The organism is Lysinibacillus sp. NPDC097231, from assembly GCF_044761885.1.
Lineage (GTDB): Bacteria > Bacillota > Bacilli > Bacillales_A > Planococcaceae > Lysinibacillus.
In genome coordinates this window covers 20,371-35,732 of record NZ_JBIWDH010000009.1, presented here as the reverse complement: position 1 = coordinate 35,732, position 15,362 = coordinate 20,371, and the positions used below count along the sequence as shown (strand labels likewise).

The following is a 15,362-nucleotide window of genomic DNA, read 5'->3' as shown; positions in this document are numbered from 1 at the left end:
AATGTTTTCTGTGCGAAAGCGAAGCGGCAGCAACAAATGTTTTCTGTGCGAAAGCGAAGCGGCAGCAACAAATGTTTTCTGTGCGAAAGCGAAGCGGTAGCAACAAATGTTTTCTGTGCGAAAGCAAAGCGATAGCAACAATTACACCAAGGCTAAGTTGACCTTGGTGATTGTTTGAAATAAAAAAACACAGCCTCAACATGAGGATGTGTTCATTTTTATAAAATAATCTGGTAGGTGATGATGGCGATAAAAATTCCAGTTAGTGCCCCAAAAAATACTTCGCTCCGTTTATGACCTAGTAATGTTTTTAACTCTTCTATTTTCTCTTGCCCATCCATTCGCGGCCATTTTTTTAAATCATGAAGTAGTGTTTGAAAGTCCTTTCGAAGTTGATTTAAAACAGCTGCATGTTGACCGGCTTGATAACGAACTCCACTGGCATCATACATGACGATAAATGAAAACATAGCGGCTACGGCAAAAAGTGGGGAATCTAAACCTGTTTCATAGGCAATAGAGGTTGTTAGTCCTGTTACGGATGCGGAGTGTGAGCTCGGCATACCACCAGTGGAAGTAAATAGTCCCCATTTAATTTGTCTTGTCATTAAAAAGTGAATAGGGATTTTTACAAATTGTGCAAAGAGAACAGCAAAGAGGGCAACGAGTAAAGGGGTATTATGAAGTAAACTCATTATCATCACAACCTTCAACTTAGAATTGCTTTTATTATAACATTCATTATTTTCTAAAAGAAGATAAAGCCAAATATTACGCGTTTTCTGAAACTTAGGTATAATAGAAATGAATGGAGGAATTTACATGCATATTGTAAAAGAGGCAAAAACATTTGAAACGATTTCTACTGAAGTATTAGTAGTAGGAGTCTCTAAACATCGTGAACAAATGCAGGATTGGGCAAGTTTTTCATCATTTTACGGAGAATCCCTCGATTCTTGGGTTAGCGCTGGGGATGTATCGACGAAGCTTAAAAATATTACGAAATTGCCATTTTTAAAAGATCATGCAACTCTTAAACGTATTCTATTCGTTGGTTTGGATGAACTTAAAAATTTAACTGAAGGTGATGTTCGTGCAGCATTTGCATTGGTTGGTAAGGAACTAAGAACCTTAAAAGTTAAAGAATATTCAATTTGGCTAGAATCATTTACAACAGATACGATAACTGTCGCAGATGTTGCGTTTTTAGCTGGTGAAGGAGCAGGGCTTGGCTATTATTCAATTCCTCACTACAAAACAACTTCAAATGAAACAGATAAGCGAATTGATGCTATTCATCTTGTGACGACTGCTGATGATTTAGATGAAGTAGTGGCAAGCATTGAAGTTGGGGTTATTTATGCAGATGCAGTAAACGAAGCACGTAGCTTAATTAATTTACCACCAAATCTACTTACCGCGACAGACTTAGCGAATTATGCTCAATCTCTTGCAGTGGAGTATGATTTCGAAGTTGAGATTTTAGATAAAGCCCAATTAGAAGAGCTTGGTATGGGCGGCATTTTATGCGTAAATCAAGGCTCTCATGAAGAACCTCGTTTAATAACTTTAAAATATAAAGCGACTGAAGACTTTGAAGATCCAATTGGCCTTGTTGGAAAAGGGGTTACGTATGATACAGGTGGTTATTCTTTAAAGCCAAAAGATTCAATGGTAGGCATGAAGGGCGATATGGGTGGTGCAGCAGCCGTGCTTGGAGCTATGAAAATCATCGGTGAATTACGTCCAAATAAAAATGTCGTAGCAGTTATTGGATCTACTGATAATATGGTATCCGGTACAGCATTTAAGCCAGATGATGTCATCACAACGTATAGTGGGAAGACGGTAGAAGTCTTAAATACCGATGCTGAAGGACGTTTAGTGCTAGCAGATGCTACTACATATGCTAAACAACAAGGGGCTACTTCACTGATCGATGTTGCAACATTAACAGGTGGAGTTATTACAGCACTTGGTATGGATAAAACAGGCGCACTCTCAAATGATGATGAGTTCTTTGCTGCTTTCATGGAAGCTACACAGGAAACAGATGAATTTGTCTGGCGCATGCCGTTAACAGAAAATGATAAAAAACGAATTCGTAAATCAGATATCGCTGATTTAAATAACTCTCCTGGTCGTGATGGACATATGATCTTTGGTGGGGGCTTTGTTGGAGAATTCGTTGGGGATACACCATGGATTCATCTAGATATTGCTGGAACATCAGATGCGATTGCTGTACATGACTTAGGTCCAAAAGGTGGCACAGGTGTAATGGTTCGCACACTAGCAAACTTTGTGCAACGATTAGGGGAGAATAATAAGGACATTTAATGTAGGAGAAAATAGGCATTGTACATGTGATATATGTAGCTACCTTCATAGGATAGAGTAAAAAAGGAGGTAGCTTATGCCATTTTTCGGAGGTTATCCAGGAGGCTTTTGGGGTGGGCCGTTTTACCGACCATTCCCACCGTTTTTCGGCCCACCGTTTTTCGGCCCGCCATTTTTCGGCCCACCGTTTTTTGGTCCACCGTTTTTCCGTCCACCGTTTTTCCGACCAGGTCCACCATTTAGAGGACCTCGTAGATTTTAATTCAAACAAGATAGATCTCATAAAAACCAGATGTCAGCAAGTGACACCTGGTTTTTTTCTTTAATAGGTTAAATTAAGAAAAATCATTTCCTGGGCATTAAATAAACAGTTGACAGAATATACTATATTATTTATTATTCTTATTATATTACTAAGAATTAAATAACTAGCTGACTAGCAAACTAGAGGCTCATATTAATCACAGGCATCGCTATGCCCATGGATAATATGAGTCTTTTTTCTATCTGAAACAAGAGACAACAAGGAGTGAAATCGAATGGGAAAAGTTTTTATAGTAGGTGCAGGTCCTGGCGATGTTGATCTTATCACCGTTAAAGGATTGCGGTGCATTGAATGTGCAGATGTCATCCTGTATGACAGACTCATCAATAAAAATCTATTATCCTATGCCAAACAGGGAGCTAAACTTATTTTTTGCGGTAAATTACCTCAGCAGCATGCCATGATTCAAGAACATATTAATCAAACACTTGTCAGCTATGCGCAGCAAGGATTGGTCGTGACAAGATTAAAGGGAGGTGACCCATTTGTGTTTGGCAGAGGGGCTGAGGAGGCAGAGGTGCTTGCACAGCATAATATTCCATTTGAAATTGTGCCTGGTATTACTTCAGGAATAGCAGCACCAGCCTATGCAGGGATTCCTGTTACGCATCGTGACTTAAGCTCGAGTTTTGCAATAATCACTGGACATATGAGAGATGGCAAGGATGACGCTATCAAGTGGGAAAGTCTGGCAAAAGGAATTGATACGCTTGCTATTTATATGGGGGTTGGCAATCTTCCCTACATCCGTCAGCAGCTGCTCAAGTATGGACGCGATGAAGAAACACCAGTAGCACTTATTCATTGGGGGACATTCCCTCAGCAAAAAACAATCACTGGTACTTTAGCCAATATTGAAGAGATAGTGCGGCGAGAAAATATTCAAAATCCAAGCATAATTGTAGTGGGGAAAGTTGTTACGTTGAGAGAAACAATTCAATGGTTTGAGCAAAGCATACCACAGCCGCAGTTAACAGAAATTTCTGTGTAAGGATGTGGGTTCATGCAGGCCATTTTATATATTGCTCACGGAAGTCGCGTAAGGGCAGGAGTGGAGCAAGCCGTGACTTTTCTCAAGAGCGTACAACAGGAAATTGAGATACCGATTCAAGAAATTTGTTTCTTAGAACTAGCGACACCGACAATTGCTGAAGGAATAGATAGGTGTATTAATCAAGGAGCCACAGCAATTGCCATCATGCCTATTTTATTGCTAGCTGCTCAGCATGCAAAGCAAGATATTCCGTGTGAAATCGATAGAGCAAAAAAACAGTATCCATATGTACGATTTACATACGGTGAACCGCTTGGCGTTCATGAACTATTAATCGACACACTACAGACTAGAGTTTTAGAGACAAGACGCCCAACTCACGATGCAAGTGTTTTACTAATAGGCCGTGGGAGTAGTGATGTCGCAGTAAAGAGGGATTTAGCTAAAATTGCAACAAGATTACGTGACAAATATGCTTATGAAGCCGTAGACATCTGCTTTTTATATGGGAAGGGCCCTACGTTTGAAGAGTGGCTACAACAAAACAAAAGGGCTAACCATGTATTTATAGTGCCGTATTTATTGTTTACTGGGATTTTGCGTGAAAGCATAACAAAGCGATTACAGGACTATGAAAACAAGAACATTACTTTATGTGAAAGTTTAGGCTATGACAACAATGTAAGGAAAGTGTTAGTGGAACGTATTTGTGAATTACTAACATTAAAGGAAGGTGTTTTGTAATGGTAGATAAAAGGATTGAAAATATAAATCTAGCATTAGATAATGTCCGCCAAATTTTAAATACTGTGAACCACGGATCAATTACATTGATTATACAAAATTCCTATGTGGTCCAAATTGAAAAGAAAGAAAAAATACGACTTCGATAATTTTGGTTGGTGAAAAATAGAGCGCCAACCAAATAAAGTGAAACTCAATCAGTGTGGTTCCCCACTGATTATTAGCCTTTATTGCCCCTTATCGGGGGATAAAGAGCGAAAAATAAAACTAGTACGTGAGGTGGCAAGATTGAAACTGCAAGTAATTAACAGTCCGTTTAATGAGGAGCAGGTAAAGCTATTAAATGAACTGCTTCCTAAACTAACAGGAGATCAAAGAATTTGGCTAAACGGCTATTTAAGTGCACCACAAGCAACTATTGATGCCATTGTTGAAGAAGCGACGTCGACGGTAAAGACTATCACCCAAACAGTGACGATTTTATATGGCTCACAGACAGGCAATAGCCAAGGTCTAGCCGAAAAGTATGCTTCAGCATTGAAAAATAACGATGTAGATGTAACGATCTCGTCGTTAACGAAGTTTAAACCAAATAATTTAAAAAAGGTAACAAATCTTTTACTTATTATTAGTACACATGGGGAAGGAGATCCACCTGATCAAGCGATACAATTCTATGATTTTTTGCATAGTAAGCGTGCCCCTAAATTAGAGAATCTACATTATTCGGTGCTAGCTTTAGGTGATAGCTCTTATGAATTTTTCTGTAAAACGGGAAAGGATTTTGATGAGCAATTTGCAAAATTAGGGGCAATCCGAATCGTCCCTCGTACAGATTGTGATGTAGATTATGATGACGCCGCGGCGCAATGGTTCTCAGCTGTTCAGCAGAAGTTACTGCAACAGACTAATCTAGCAGTTACATCGTCTACTCAAAATCCAATAGCACAAGGAGATTCTACATATTCTCGAAAAAATCCGTTTTATGCTGAAGTCCTTGAAAGCATTAATTTAAACGGCAGGGGCTCAAACAAAGAAACGCGCCATATTGAATTGTCCATTGAGGGATCAAACTTCCACTTTGAACCAGGGGATAGCGTTGGGATTCTGCCAGAAAACGATGACAAGTTAGTCGATGCTTTATTAACAGTGTTACAGTTTAACGCACAAACCGAGGTCAATGTATTTGAAGAATCACTTCCATTAAAGAATGCTTTGCAAAAAAGGCTAGAAATTACAGTGCTATCAAAGCCGCTGCTCCAAAAAATTGCCTCGTATACAGAGCATAAGGATTTTACAAAGCTCCTTGAAGACGCAAATGCCTGGAAAGACTACGCAAAAGGTAGAGATTTACTTGATGTCGTTGAAGATTTTGCACCATTTACATGGGATGCACAGCAATTTGTTGATTTGCTACGTAAAATTCCAGCGCGACTTTATTCCATTGCTAGTAGTCAAAAGGCAAATAATGATGAGGTACATTTAACAATTGGGAAAGTAAGCTATGAGACGAATGGGCGACAACGTCTTGGCGTTTGCTCTGGTAGCGTTGCGGAGCGAATTCAAATTGGCGATACATTACCTATATATGTTCATAAAAATCCAAACTTTAGATTGCCTGAACATGAAGACACACCAATTATTATGATTGGTGCTGGTACAGGTGTTGCCCCGTATCGTGCATTTTTAGAGGAGCGTGAGGAACTAGGTATTGAAGGTAAAGCATGGCTAATCTTTGGTGACCAACATTTTGTCACAGACTTTCTGTATCAAACGGATTGGCAGCGTTGGCTTGCTTCAGGCACATTAACTCAAATGCATGTAGCTTTCTCACGTGACACAGACAAAAAAATATATGTACAACATAAAATTGAAGAAAATGCAGCGAGCTTTTATGAATGGCTAGAACAAGGTGCTGTCATTTATGTTTGTGGCGATGAAAAATCGATGGCGGCTGATGTGGACGCCATCATTCATCGTGTGATTGAACAACAGGGGCAAAAAACGCCAGAGGAAGCGAAAGCCTTTGTCAATGAACTAAAACAACAGAACCGCTATCAACGTGACGTTTATTAATAAAGGAGCGACAAAACATGACAGGAAAAATTATTTTACCTCCACAGCCTGGAAGCCCAAGTGATGTAGAGCGTATTAAAAGTGAAAGTAATTATTTACGTGGAACACTTGAGCGTACGATGAATAATCCATTGAGCTCAGGAATTCCAGAGGACGATAACCGTCTGATGAAATTCCATGGTAGTTACTTACAAGATGACCGTGATCTTCGTAATGAACGGCAGCGCCAAAAGCTAGAACCCGCTTATCAATTTATGGTGCGAGTACGTACTCCGGGCGGAGCAGCAACGCCAGCTCAATGGCTAGTGATGGATGAAATGGCGAGAAAGTACGGTAATGGCTCCTTAAAATTAACGACACGCCAGGCGTTCCAAGTACATGGTATTTTAAAATGGAACGTCAAAAAATATATGCAGGAAATTAATGAGGTATTATTGGATTCTCTCGCTGCCTGTGGGGATGTTAACCGTAATGTTATGTGTAATGTGAATCCAAACCAATCAGCATTACATGAGGAGATTTATAATTGGTCCGCAAAATTAAGTGAGCATTTACTACCTAGAACGCGAGCCTACCATGAACTATGGCTGGATGGTGAAAAGGTAGTAGATGGTCAGAATGAAGAAATTGAACCTATATACGGATCGCAATATTTACCACGTAAATTTAAAATTGGTATTGCTGTCCCCCCAAGTAATGATGTGGACGTATTCTCACAAGATATTGGATTAATTGCCATTGTTAAGGATGGCAAGTTAATAGGCTTTAACGTGGCAGTTGGTGGAGGAATGGGAATGACACATGGTGATCACGAAACATACCCACAGCTTGCTCGTATTATTGGTTTTATTGAACCTGATAAACTATTAGAAACAGCGGAGAAAATTATTACGATTCAGCGCGACTATGGGAATCGCTCAGTACGTAAAAATGCACGCTTTAAATATACAATTGATGCACGAGGACTTGAATGGTTTAACGAAGAATTAACGCGTCGTCTAGGCTGGAACATTCAAGAGGCACGTCCCTTTACCTTTGAACGTACGGGTGATGAGTTTGGCTGGATTAAAGGGGCGGAGGGTAAATGGCATTATACGTTATTTATTCAAAATGGACGCATTAAAGACTTTGAGGATTATCAGCTGTTAACGGGATTGCGTGAAATTGCGAAGGTTCATACTGGGGATTTCCGTTTAACGCCTAACCAAAATTTGATGATTAGTAATGTAACACCGCAGAAGAAGAAAAAAATTGATACTATTATAGAGCAATATAAGTTAACAGATGGTGCGCACTATTCTGCATTGCGTCGTAATTCAATTGCCTGTGTATCATTACCAACATGTGGTTTAGCGATGGCGGAAGCAGAGCGTTATTTGCCTTCACTCATTACAAAAATTGAAACAATCATTGATGAGACAGGGTTAAAGGATAAAGAAATTGTCATTCGTATGTCTGGCTGTCCAAATGGATGCTCACGTGCAGCAATGGCTGAAATTGGCTTTATCGGTAAAGGCCCAGGGAAATATAATATGTATTTAGGAGCAAGCTTTACTGGTAATCGTCTCAATAAAATATATCGTGAAAATATTGGAGAAGAGGAGATTTTAGCGGAGCTTCGTCCAATCCTTCTGCATTATGCAAAGGAACGTTTAGAGGGCGAACATTTCGGTGATTTTGTGATTCGAGCTAGCTATGTAACAGCAGTTCACGATGGGCAAGATTTTCATAATAAATAAAAAATAATGGAAGCCGTGTAGCAGAGAAATTTGCTACACGGCTTTTTTATATGGAAAAGTCTTCAGGGGTAAAAACTTTTAATTGCTTTGGTTTAACAAATACATGATCTCCAACTTTAAGCTGAAGATTCGTAAATTGTTCTTTAGTCAGTTCTGCCTCTAAAAATTCATCAATATCTTCACGACGAAGCTCAATTTGTACCATGGGCCCTAACAAGTGGATATGATTTACTTTCACAGGAACTGTCCCCGTAGCATTTATTTTTTCGATTTGAATATCGTGGGGTCGCACATAACCGACTGCATGGTCCTCTGTATGTGCCTGTGCGTCTGGAACATCAATAGTAAAATCGCCATACATGAGCTTGCCGTTATGTAAACGACCCTTAAAGAGATTCACATTCCCTAAAAAATCATAAACAAAAGGACTTTTTGGATTTGTATATACCTCATCTGGGCTACCAATTTGCTCAATCTTGCCGTTGTTCATCACAACAATGCGATCTGCTACATCAAGCGCTTCTTCCTGATCATGTGTAACAAAAATGCTTGTAATATGGAAATCATCGTGAAGCTTTCTTAGCCAACGACGCAACTCCTTACGCACTTTCGCATCAAGTGCACCAAAAGGTTCATCTAATAAAAGCACTTTAGGCTCCACAGCGAGTGCTCTGGCTAGTGCCACACGCTGACGTTGCCCACCTGAAAGCTGAGTTGGAAAGCGCTCAGCGAAATTTTCCAGTTTAACAAGTCGGAGAAGCTCCATCACTTTGTCCTTTATTGCTGATTTAGATGGTCTTGTTTTACGAGGGCGTACTTTCAGGCCATAAGCGACATTTTCAAAAACGGTCATATGACGAAAAAGCGCGTAATGCTGGAATACAAAGCCTACGTTTCGCTCCTTTGGATGGCGATCTGTAATCGATTGACCGTCAAAAAAAATCTCACCTACATCTGAGGTTTCAAGTCCAGCAATAACACGTAGTAATGAGGTTTTACCAGAACCAGATGGGCCGAGAAGGGCAACCAATTCCCCTGATTGAATATGAAGTGAGATATCTTGTAAAGCTTGAAAGGACCCGAAATTTTTTGAAACGTTTTGAATTTGAATGCTCATAATGCAATGTCTCCTTTAAACAGATGTTGATTTCCAAGCAACAATATCTTTAACGATAAGCGTAATAATGGCGATTATGCTCATAAGTGACGCAACAGCAAAGGCTGCTGCAAATTGGTACTCATTGTATAAAATTTCAATATGAAGGGGCATAGTATTTGTCATACCTCGAATATGTCCCGATACAACAGAAACGGCACCAAATTCACCGATTGCTCGAGCATTACATAGGATGAGACCGTATAGTAAGCCCCATTTGATGTTTGGTAATGTCACATGCCAAAATGTTTTAAACCCACTTGCACCAAGTGAAATGGAAGCCTCTTCCTCAGAAGTTCCTTGTGTTTGCATAAGAGGAATGAGCTCTCGTGCAACAAAGGGTAACGTTACAAAAATTGTGGAGAGAACTATGCCAGGAAGCGCAAAAACAATTTTGATGTCATTCGCAAATAACCAATCACCAAATAGTCCTTGTGAGCCAAATAACAAAATAAACACTAAACCTGCAATAACAGGAGATACCGCAAAAGGAAGATCGATAAGTGTCAGCAATAGGTTTTTTCCCTTAAAATTGAACTTTGTTAAAGTCCAGGCAGCCATTACGCCAAAGATTGCATTTAGTGGTACGGTAATCGCAACGACTGTTAAGGTTAGCTTAATGGCAGCTAAGGCATCTGGATGTGTAATCGCTGCGACATAGACATCTACACCCTTTTGAAAGGCAGTGGTAAAGATTGATACTAGTGGAAGTACGATAAAAAATACTAAAAAGGCAAGTGCAATAAATGTCAAAGTATATTGCACAAAGCGTGGCTCTTGTAAGGCAGCAGACTTTTTCACTGCCTTGTTTTTTTCATGAGCAACTTGTTGAATAAATGTTGACTGTTCCATAAATACCTCCTAATGCGCAAAGCGACGATTTGCCAGCCATTGTATGAAATTAATGCTGAATAATAGGATAAAAGATGTTACAAGCATTACTAAAGCTATAGCAGTCGCTCCGGCATAATCATATTGTTCAAGCTTTGTCATAATAATTAAAGGCGTAATTTCAGTCTTCATTGGCATATTCCCAGCGATAAAAACAACTGATCCATATTCACCTAAAGAACGCGCGAAGGCTAATGAAAAGCCTGTCAATATGGCAGGTGCCAGCTCTGGCAAAAGCACTTTACGAAAGGTTTGTAGACGAGTTGCACCTAAACTGGCTGAGGCCTCCTCAACCTCAGCGCTAATATTCTGTAAGACAGGTTGTACTGTTCGCACGACAAACGGCAGCCCGATAAAAGTTAAGGCAATGATTATACCAAGGGGCGTAAAGGCAATTTTAAAATCGAAAAATTGACCAATCCAGCCATTTGGTGCGTAGAGGGACGTTAAAGTAATTCCTGCTACTGCAGTAGGCAAAGCAAAAGGTAAATCGACAAGTCCATCAATGATTCGTTTGAAAGGAAAGTGATAGCGCACTAGTACCCAAGCGATTATTGTCCCGAAAATAACATTCAGAAAACCAGCAGCAAGTGCCGTACTGAAGCTAATTTTATAAGAAGCAACAGCACGAGGAGCAGTCACGATAGCAACAAATTCTCCCCAGCTTAAGGACATTGTATGAATAAATACCATTGATAGCGGCAGTAAAACTAGCAAGCTGACATATAGCATGGTATAGCCAAATGAAAGGTGGAAGCCTGGGATGATGCGCCGTATTTTTTTATTAGCTGTTAAACTAGTCATGATTGGCCTCCTTATTGTGGGACATAAATTTCATCGAATGTACCTTCATCTTTAAAATGTATAGCTTGTGCTTTTGCCCAGCCACCGAAATCATCAATTGAAACGAGCTCAAGTTGTGGGAATTGCTCCTGATATTTTGCTAGAATCTTTTCATTGCGTGGTCGATAGTAGTTTTTCGCTGCAATTTCTTGCCCAACATCACTATATAAATGTTTTAAATATGCTTCTGCAACTTTTCGTGTCCCTTTTTTATCAACGATTTTGTCAATTATAGCAACGGGTGGCTCTGCTAAGATGCTTAAAGAAGGTGTGACGATTTCGAATTCATCTTTACCTAATTCATTGAGTGATAAATAGGCTTCATTTTCCCATGCAATTAAGACGTCTCCAATTTTACGTTCAACAAATGTCGTTGTGGCACCGCGGGCTCCTGAATCCAACACCTCCACATTGTTATAGAGAGCCTTCATAAATTCTTTAATTTTTGTTTCATCATTGTTGTATAATTTCCCAGCATAGGCCCAAGCAGCTAAATAATTCCAACGAGCACCGCCAGATGTTTTAGGATTTGGCGTGATAACAGATACATTGTCTTTAACTAGATCATTCCAGTCTTTAATCCCCTTTGGATTACCCTTACGTACTAAAAAAACAATAGTGGATGTATAAGGTGTAGAATTGTTTTCAAACTCTGTTTGCCAATCTTTATTTAACAGGTCACGTGCTTGTGCTATCTCATCAATATCGTAGGCAAGTGCTAGTGTAACAACATCAGCTTCTAGTCCATCAATAACAGCCCGACCTTGTTTACCAGAACCACCATGTGATTGCTTTATGGTCACCTCCTGACCCGTTTCATCCTTCCATTTTTTTGCGAAATCTTTGTTGAACTCTTCGTAAAGCTCACGTGTTGGATCATAGGATACATTCAATAGTTCCACAGATTTTTTGGTATCCTGAGCCCCAGTATCTTTATCTGAAGAGCTATTACCGCAACCTGTCAAGGTTAGTGCTAACGCAGATATAAGTGCTAACGATTGGATAAGATGTTTCCTTTTTCTCATAAAAAATCGCTCCTTTTTTTGTCTAAAGAATACAAAAGACCATCTATCAGCACGATAATAATCGTCATGAGTAGATGGCCTTCAGATCCTCTGATCAGCATTTTATTCCGCTTGAACGGGCAGTAATTTATCTGTACCGAACAGTTACAGACTCCTACTATAAGATGTTAGTGAAGTAAAAAATGCCCGTAAAAAACCCAATTGGTTCAACTAACAAACAGTGTGATGAAGAACTCCCCACTGAGTATGTTCCATTTTTGGGATGGTTCAAAGCTTAGTTATACATTAAACATATATTTCCTATTAGTCAACAAGGAATTGAAAATATTTTAATTTTTAAATTCTTTCAGCTGGTGTCCGAACATCCGCTGAAATAGAGGAACTCAGTCTAAAAACGCCACGTCCTGTGGCATTACCGAAATGACCGACATCGTGTCGGCCCTCACGCAGGCCTAAGTACAAAGCCGAATCCGGACGCAATTATGCCTCGGCATAATTGATTGTCAATTCATCGATATTTTTCGAAAACCTAGTTGACTACTAGGTGTACTTTAGTATATATTTGGTAATAAGAAGAATGATTGTCAACGAGGTAGCAATTACTAGTGAACAATCATTTAACTTCTTTCAGCAGATGTTTAGACACCTGCTGAAAGAAGTTAAAGCCTCCGGCAGATGTCGCGGAATCGGAAAGGTGTTCTTTGTGCAAGCACAAAGCCGATTCCGGACGCATTTATGCCTAGGCATAAATGATTAACAAGCTGGCTAGTCAAACTAGAGGCGTTTTAACAAAGACATGTCTATCACTATGTCTTTCGTTAAAACGCCTTTTTTCATGATAAGGGGGATTAAATGTTAACATATGCAACTTGGCACGAGCCGACAAAGGATTTTAAGGTAGATGAAACTTATAAGGCTGCACTGGAGGTTTTACAGTGGAGTTATGCTGAATATGGGGAGGATATCGTTTATGCATGTAGCTTTGGGATTGAAGGAATTGTTTTAATTGATCTCATTTCAAAGGTGAAGCAAGATGCAACGATTGTCTTTTTAGATACAGACGTGCATTTCAAAGAAACATATGAAACGATTGATAGAGTAAAAGAAAAATATCCGCAGCTTAACATTGTTATGCAAAAGCCAGTGCTTACATTAGCACAGCAAGCAGCGCAATATGGTGATGAACTTTGGAAATCCAATCCAAATAAATGTTGTGAAATCCGCAAGATTGTACCGTTACATGAAGCGTTGGCAGATGGAAAAGCTTGGATTTCAGGCTTGCGCCGTGAACAATCGCCAACTCGACAAAACACAAACTTTATCAATCGCGACGATAAATTTAAATCGATAAAAATATGTCCACTCATTCACTGGGCATGGAAGGATGTCTGGCGGTATGTCTCAATGCATAATTTGCCATACAATTCTTTACACGACAGAGGCTATCCTAGCATTGGCTGTGAACACTGTACAAAACCAGCTTTTACAATGGATGATTTACGTTCAGGTAGATGGCAAGAATCTGGTAAAACTGAGTGTGGGTTACATGAATAAAGGAGTTTTGCCATGCTTGAATATGTTGCGATAGCGATTAGTTTATTTTTTGCGATGAATATAGGTGCTAGTGGAGCTGCAGCCTCAATGGGAGTCGCTTACGGTGCAGGTGCCATTAAAAGAGCTTGGCAAGCACTACTGATTTGTGCTGTAGGTGTTTTTAGTGGAGCAGTTTTTGGTGGTGGAGAGGTAGTAAAAACAATCAGCTCGGGCATAATGCCACAAGAGTACATTACAGTAAAGATTGTTATTATTATTTTAATATCTGCAACAAGCTCGCTATTTCTCGCGAATCTTTTAGGCATCCCACTATCGACGAGTGAAGTGACAGTGGGAGCCGTTGTAGGAGTTGGTATTGCCTATAAAGTGTTATACGTAAAATCACTACTAGTCATTATTTCATTTTGGGTGATTATTCCGATTGTTGCATTTATCATTGCACTGTTATTTGGAAATTTGCTGTATAAATTGCATGGCAAGGGGCTGTTAAAGGATCGCCCGATATTAACAATTTTGCTTGTGCTTGCCGGATTTTTTGAAGCATTTTCAGCAGGAATGAATAACGTAGCGAATGCGGTAGGACCGCTTGTTGGCGCAGGGATGATGTCGGTGTCACATGGGATTTTGCTTGGTGCTGCATTTGTGGCGCTTGGAGCAATGCTACTTGGAAAGCAAGTACTTGAAACAAATGGTAAAAAAATTGTGCGCTTTGAAAAGGCTGAAGGGATATTGATTTCAAGTACAGGTGCACTTCTTGTTGGCGTAAGCTCTATTTTTGGACTTCCAGTGCCATTAACACAAGTAACATCCTCTTCCATAATCGGGATGGGGATGGCGAAAAGCGGGAAACAAATTTTTCATAAGCATATTGTAAAAAAAATTATTCGTATTTGGATTGTATCACCAATACTTTCTTTAGCTATTTCTTATTTTCTAGTGCAGCTATTTTTGGAGAAAGATATATATGCCATCGTCTTAATTGGAAGTGTTATTGTTGGAACGCTTGGTGTAATTAGTCTAATGAGAACAATGCGTGAAGAAGAGCGATCAATATACGATTCAGGCGAGGGAATTTAAGAATATTGTGTCGAGTAGAGTTGGGCGAAACAAGGAGTGATTTGATCACATTAGCATGAGCCGAGCGAAAATGCGGGGAAGCAGATCGAATATAGTAGCAAGCCGAGCGAAAATGCGAGGGAGCAGATCACTTTTAGTAGCAAGCCGAGCGGAAATGCGAGTGGGCAGATCGAATTAAGCAGCAAGCCGAGCGAAAATGCGAGGAAGCAGATCGAATATAGTAGCAAGCCGAGCGAAAACGCGAGTGGGTAGATCACTTTTAGTAGCAAGCCGAGCGAAAATGCGAGGGAGCAGATCGAATTAAGCAGCAAGCCGAGCGAAAACGCGAGTGGGCAGATCGAATTAAGCAGCAAGCCGAGCGAAAACGCGAGGGAGCAGATCACTTTTAGTAGCAAGCCGAGCGAAAATGCGAGGGAGCAGATCGAATTTAGTAGCAAGCCGAGCGAAAATGCGAGGGAGCAGATCACTTTTAGTAGCAAGCCGAGCGAAAACGCGAGGGGGCAGATCACATTAAGTAGCAAGCCGACCGAAATTATAGGAAAATCAGATACCCGTGAATCCAAACTAGCATCACGATAATTTTACCGAAGTGTTCAAA

General features: G+C 39.9%; 15 protein-coding genes. 9 read left to right on the top strand and 6 right to left on the bottom strand.

Going from position 1 to position 15,362, the window contains the following annotated elements; genetic code table 11:
• Nucleotides 1-218: 218 nt before the first annotated feature.
• Complete coding sequence (locus ACIQXF_RS07865; RefSeq protein ID WP_402781283.1) at nucleotides 219-701, bottom strand: divergent PAP2 family protein; 483 nt, start codon at nucleotides 699-701, stop codon at nucleotides 219-221.
• A gap of 121 nt (nucleotides 702-822) precedes the next feature.
• On the opposite strand from ACIQXF_RS07865, the gene ACIQXF_RS07860 reads away from it, so the two are divergent.
• The 7 genes from ACIQXF_RS07860 to cysI all read left to right on the top strand — a co-directional run bounded on the left by ACIQXF_RS07860 (nucleotide 823) and on the right by cysI (nucleotide 8,218).
• A complete protein-coding gene (locus ACIQXF_RS07860; RefSeq protein WP_402781075.1) occupies nucleotides 823-2,340 on the top strand; it encodes a leucyl aminopeptidase in 1,518 nt (505 codons plus the stop codon).
• Nucleotides 2,341-2,416: 76 nt separating this feature from the next.
• Nucleotides 2,417-2,602, top strand: a complete 186-nt coding sequence (locus ACIQXF_RS07855) for a hypothetical protein (protein ID WP_402781072.1) — start codon at nucleotides 2,417-2,419, stop codon at nucleotides 2,600-2,602.
• A gap of 277 nt (nucleotides 2,603-2,879) precedes the next feature.
• Complete coding sequence (gene cobA / locus ACIQXF_RS07850; protein ID WP_402781069.1) at nucleotides 2,880-3,656, top strand: uroporphyrinogen-III C-methyltransferase; 777 nt, start codon at nucleotides 2,880-2,882, stop codon at nucleotides 3,654-3,656.
• 12 nt (nucleotides 3,657-3,668) lie between these two features.
• Nucleotides 3,669-4,403, top strand: coding sequence for a sirohydrochlorin chelatase (locus tag ACIQXF_RS07845; RefSeq protein WP_402781066.1), 735 nt, complete (start codon nucleotides 3,669-3,671; stop codon nucleotides 4,401-4,403).
• Nucleotides 4,403-4,552, top strand: coding sequence for a DUF2292 domain-containing protein (locus ACIQXF_RS07840; protein WP_402781063.1), 150 nt, complete (start codon nucleotides 4,403-4,405; stop codon nucleotides 4,550-4,552). Before ACIQXF_RS07845 ends, ACIQXF_RS07840 begins: the two co-directional genes overlap by 1 nt.
• A gap of 139 nt (nucleotides 4,553-4,691) precedes the next feature.
• On the top strand, nucleotides 4,692-6,479 hold the full coding sequence (locus tag ACIQXF_RS07835; protein ID WP_402781280.1) for an assimilatory sulfite reductase (NADPH) flavoprotein subunit: 1,788 nt from the start codon (nucleotides 4,692-4,694) through the stop codon (nucleotides 6,477-6,479).
• 17 nt (nucleotides 6,480-6,496) lie between these two features.
• Nucleotides 6,497-8,218 (top strand): assimilatory sulfite reductase (NADPH) hemoprotein subunit, encoded by a 1,722-nt coding sequence (gene cysI, locus ACIQXF_RS07830; RefSeq protein WP_402781060.1) that lies wholly within the window; start codon nucleotides 6,497-6,499, stop codon nucleotides 8,216-8,218.
• Between the two features lie 46 nt (nucleotides 8,219-8,264).
• Here cysI and ACIQXF_RS07825 read toward each other — a convergent pair whose 3' ends face one another.
• The 4 genes from ACIQXF_RS07825 to ACIQXF_RS07810 are packed head-to-tail and all read right to left on the bottom strand — an operon-like array spanning nucleotide 8,265 to nucleotide 12,133.
• Nucleotides 8,265-9,335, bottom strand: coding sequence for a sulfate/molybdate ABC transporter ATP-binding protein (locus tag ACIQXF_RS07825; protein ID WP_402781057.1), 1,071 nt, complete (start codon nucleotides 9,333-9,335; stop codon nucleotides 8,265-8,267).
• 15 nt (nucleotides 9,336-9,350) lie between these two features.
• Nucleotides 9,351-10,226 carry a sulfate ABC transporter permease subunit CysW gene (gene cysW / locus ACIQXF_RS07820; protein WP_402781054.1) on the bottom strand — a complete coding sequence of 292 codons (876 nt, stop codon included), beginning with the start codon at nucleotides 10,224-10,226 and terminating at the stop codon, nucleotides 9,351-9,353.
• Nucleotides 10,227-10,235: 9 nt separating this feature from the next.
• The gene (cysT, locus tag ACIQXF_RS07815; RefSeq protein WP_402781051.1) at nucleotides 10,236-11,069 is read right to left on the bottom strand and encodes a sulfate ABC transporter permease subunit CysT; all 834 of its coding nucleotides are present in this window, start codon (nucleotides 11,067-11,069) and stop codon (nucleotides 10,236-10,238) included.
• An 11-nt stretch (nucleotides 11,070-11,080) separates the two neighbouring features.
• The gene (locus tag ACIQXF_RS07810; RefSeq protein WP_402781048.1) at nucleotides 11,081-12,133 is read right to left on the bottom strand and encodes a sulfate ABC transporter substrate-binding protein; all 1,053 of its coding nucleotides are present in this window, start codon (nucleotides 12,131-12,133) and stop codon (nucleotides 11,081-11,083) included.
• Nucleotides 12,134-12,985: 852 nt separating this feature from the next.
• On the opposite strand from ACIQXF_RS07810, the gene ACIQXF_RS07805 reads away from it, so the two are divergent.
• Both ACIQXF_RS07805 and ACIQXF_RS07800 read left to right on the top strand, forming a co-directional pair.
• Nucleotides 12,986-13,687 carry a phosphoadenylyl-sulfate reductase gene (locus tag ACIQXF_RS07805; protein ID WP_402781045.1) on the top strand — a complete coding sequence of 234 codons (702 nt, stop codon included), beginning with the start codon at nucleotides 12,986-12,988 and terminating at the stop codon, nucleotides 13,685-13,687.
• A 12-nt stretch (nucleotides 13,688-13,699) separates the two neighbouring features.
• Nucleotides 13,700-14,764: a sulfate permease gene (locus tag ACIQXF_RS07800; RefSeq protein WP_402781042.1), complete on the top strand. Its 1,065-nt coding sequence runs from the start codon at nucleotides 13,700-13,702 to the stop codon at nucleotides 14,762-14,764.
• Nucleotides 14,765-14,814: 50 nt separating this feature from the next.
• On the opposite strand, the gene ACIQXF_RS07795 is transcribed toward ACIQXF_RS07800, so the two are convergent.
• A complete protein-coding gene (locus tag ACIQXF_RS07795; protein ID WP_402781039.1) occupies nucleotides 14,815-15,327 on the bottom strand; it encodes a hypothetical protein in 513 nt (170 codons plus the stop codon).
• Nucleotides 15,328-15,362 lie beyond the last annotated feature (35 nt).

Excerpts from the sequence above, each read along its gene's own strand:
- ACIQXF_RS07865 (WP_402781283.1), bottom strand. The coding sequence starts at position 701 with ATGATAATGAGTTTACTTCATAATACCCCTTTACTCGTTGCCCTCTTT.
- ACIQXF_RS07860 (WP_402781075.1), top strand. The coding sequence starts at position 823 with ATGCATATTGTAAAAGAGGCAAAAACATTTGAAACGATTTCTACTGAA.
- ACIQXF_RS07855 (WP_402781072.1), top strand. The coding sequence starts at position 2,417 with ATGCCATTTTTCGGAGGTTATCCAGGAGGCTTTTGGGGTGGGCCGTTT.
- cobA (WP_402781069.1), top strand. The coding sequence starts at position 2,880 with ATGGGAAAAGTTTTTATAGTAGGTGCAGGTCCTGGCGATGTTGATCTT.
- ACIQXF_RS07845 (WP_402781066.1), top strand. The coding sequence starts at position 3,669 with ATGCAGGCCATTTTATATATTGCTCACGGAAGTCGCGTAAGGGCAGGA.
- ACIQXF_RS07840 (WP_402781063.1), top strand. The coding sequence starts at position 4,403 with ATGGTAGATAAAAGGATTGAAAATATAAATCTAGCATTAGATAATGTC.
- cysI (WP_402781060.1), top strand. The coding sequence starts at position 6,497 with ATGACAGGAAAAATTATTTTACCTCCACAGCCTGGAAGCCCAAGTGAT.
- ACIQXF_RS07825 (WP_402781057.1), bottom strand. The coding sequence starts at position 9,335 with ATGAGCATTCAAATTCAAAACGTTTCAAAAAATTTCGGGTCCTTTCAA.
- cysW (WP_402781054.1), bottom strand. The coding sequence starts at position 10,226 with ATGGAACAGTCAACATTTATTCAACAAGTTGCTCATGAAAAAAACAAG.
- cysT (WP_402781051.1), bottom strand. The coding sequence starts at position 11,069 with ATGACTAGTTTAACAGCTAATAAAAAAATACGGCGCATCATCCCAGGC.
- ACIQXF_RS07810 (WP_402781048.1), bottom strand. The coding sequence starts at position 12,133 with ATGAGAAAAAGGAAACATCTTATCCAATCGTTAGCACTTATATCTGCG.
- ACIQXF_RS07805 (WP_402781045.1), top strand. The coding sequence starts at position 12,986 with ATGTTAACATATGCAACTTGGCACGAGCCGACAAAGGATTTTAAGGTA.
- ACIQXF_RS07800 (WP_402781042.1), top strand. The coding sequence starts at position 13,700 with ATGCTTGAATATGTTGCGATAGCGATTAGTTTATTTTTTGCGATGAAT.